This window comes from Novipirellula sp. (assembly GCF_041583735.1).
Classification (GTDB): domain Bacteria; phylum Planctomycetota; class Planctomycetia; order Pirellulales; family Pirellulaceae; genus Novipirellula.
This window is the reverse complement of the sequence record NZ_JBFHFD010001019.1, coordinates 1-1,771: the sequence shown is the minus strand read 5'-3', so window position 1 is coordinate 1,771 and position 1,771 is coordinate 1. Positions and strand designations below refer to the sequence as shown.

2 protein-coding genes are annotated in these 1,771 nt (G+C 55.7%); both read right to left on the bottom strand.

The features are described 5' to 3' along the window. Positions 1-921 (bottom strand): formylmethanofuran--tetrahydromethanopterin N-formyltransferase (gene fhcD / locus ABX962_RS35650; RefSeq protein ID WP_372726397.1); only part of this gene is annotated, 921 nt, incomplete at its 3' end. Between the two features lie 5 nt (positions 922-926). Then, positions 927-1,771 (bottom strand): amidohydrolase family protein (locus ABX962_RS35645; RefSeq protein ID WP_372726396.1); only part of this gene is annotated, 845 nt, incomplete at its 5' end.

Genomic DNA, 1,771 nt, shown 5'->3' with positions numbered 1-1,771 from the left:
TAGAATCTCCGCCAGGTGGAAATGATGTCGTCCGAGTTTTCCACCATAGTTACCCGCAGTAATTCTCAGCAGTCCACCGTCGGTTTGCGAATCACATGCTGCCTGGATTCCCACTCGCATCGCATGGGCGATTGCTGCGGTTGATAGTCCATCAATCACGATTTCCATCGCAACCGATTCATCCCGCGTCAATTCCGAAGATGGGTCCATGGTGCGAAGCGTGGGGCAGAAAGCATTGTTGGTCGAGGCAAACAGGGCAGCGTATTTTGAACCGACCTTGGATCCGCTACGTGTAACACCTCCGGGAAACGGAGTGATAACACCGTCGACGGTTCGTATCGCCTGGACCGCGGCACGACATGCGGTCGAGACCGCTTTGACGTTGTTGCCGATCAAGATAAAATTTCCACCGCCAATCCCATCGATACGGGATACATCGTGGTCGCAGACAAATTCGCCGTCCATCACCGGGATTCGCCAATAGCGCCGGGACCCGATCATTTTGCTGATTTGGTTTCCGTCGCCGAAGTAACGCAGCGATTTTCCGATCGGAATCCGTTTGTCGGACTTGGGGGTGGTTTCTTCGATTCCGGCAAACAGCGCAGTCGTGGGGCACGTTAAAATGCATTGGCCGGCGCGTCGCGGAATTTGCTTTTCCATCTCTTTGCCCGAAACGGTAAAGGCAAGGATCGCAACGCCGGGACGACCATCGGGGGTTTCGTCTGCGACGAGTTCACGTTCGACGGCGATTTCAATACCACACGCAATCACGCTTGTGCCAAATCCGGTCAACGCGGCAGCGGCATCGGTTGCCCATTGGCGATCGTCCGCAGTGACAATCAAACGCGTCGCCTTCATATCGAACGCTTCGGCAAAGGTGGCGTCGATGCGAATGCCGTTGATCTGAATGAATTCATCCATGGCGTTTAAATTGTTCCTCGCACGGCGAGATGTTGATGAGGCGTCGTGCCGAGCGTGCTTTGCATTTCGTCGTCGCTGATCCTCAGCCGGTTCATTGCCATCGTTCCCTGTTCGGCATATCGCTGAGCCAGCATCGGGATCGTGTTGGGATCAAACGAGGCGTCGACGGTGTGGGTGATCGTGGGGACGGTTGCCACATCGCAGGCTCCTTCACCGCGAACGATCTGGCCTCGACGGATTACAAAGCTGGGCTCGGAAAACATTCGCTCGATGTTTTCCTGCTTGCGATAGATCACCACGTCGGCCTGGGATCCGGGTGCCAAGTTGCCCACGCCCTTTAATCCCAGGATGGCGGCGGGAGCGGAGCGTGTCATCGTCGCGATCTCGGCAAAGCTGTATTGACGCGACATGCCCGCCAATTGGCTCGCCGCGGCGGCTTCGGGTTCAATCTCGGCGAGTGCGGTTTCGCGGTACGAGCGGTCGCATAGCAGCCGAATTAAATGCGGGTACGTGGTAAACGGACCGCCATTGGGATGATCGGTTGTCAAGAAAACTCGCGAAGGATCATCGACCATCAAGAACAATTCCAAGCCAATCGCCCACTGCAAGCTGTGGACATATTGTTTGCGTCGATAGCGAAAAGGAACCACCCCACAACCGGCTTCGCACTCGACATCGACCAACACCGATTTTCGCGGTTTGGCATATCGATGGTTGTCGTATTGGTGCATCGAATCGGCGCTGATGGTCACCGTTTGGCCGAACATCACCTGTCCCACATCGATCGTGACATTGGGATGGGTTTGCAGGACACGAGCCAATTGTTCGGCAGCGGAGGACATTTTGTAGG